This is a genomic window from Bacillus sanguinis (assembly GCF_018332475.1).
Taxonomy (GTDB): domain Bacteria; phylum Bacillota; class Bacilli; order Bacillales; family Bacillaceae_G; genus Bacillus_A; species Bacillus_A sanguinis.
Genome location: NZ_BOQB01000634.1, coordinates 1 through 459 on the forward strand (window position 1 = coordinate 1; position 459 = coordinate 459).

At 30.7% G+C, this 459-nt stretch carries 1 pseudogene; it reads left to right on the forward strand.

Features of this window, described 5'->3' with window-relative positions:
• Window positions 1–459 (forward strand): annotated as a pseudogene (locus tag KI369_RS28940) (site-specific integrase); the annotation flags it as partial.

Below are 459 nucleotides of genomic sequence, written 5' to 3' on the forward strand. Positions count from 1 at the left end.
TAAATATGATTATATTTACGGGATTTTTTATAAAACTCTAATTGAAACTGGTATGAGGAAAGGTGAAGCTGCCGCGCTTCAATGGACTGATATGAAAAAACAATTACTATAAGTAAATCATTGGATTTCAGATTAGCTTCTAAAAATCCTGAAATGATGTTCGGAGATACCAAGAACTATAATTCAAAGCGTACTATCACCATTAGCGAAGGACTATCAAATGATTTGCACTTTCATAAGAAATATCAAAATCAAAATAAAATCGCATTAAATGATTGTTACTACTTTGAAATAAATTTGGTTTTCTGTAGAAACGATGGAAATTATCTACCTAAATCCAGTCTTTTCAATTCTTTCTCTAGAATTTTAAAGAAAGCGAATTTACCATCTTTACCAATTCACTCTTTACGACATACACATGCTGTTTTACAGTTAGAAGCTGGAGCAAGTATGAAGTAC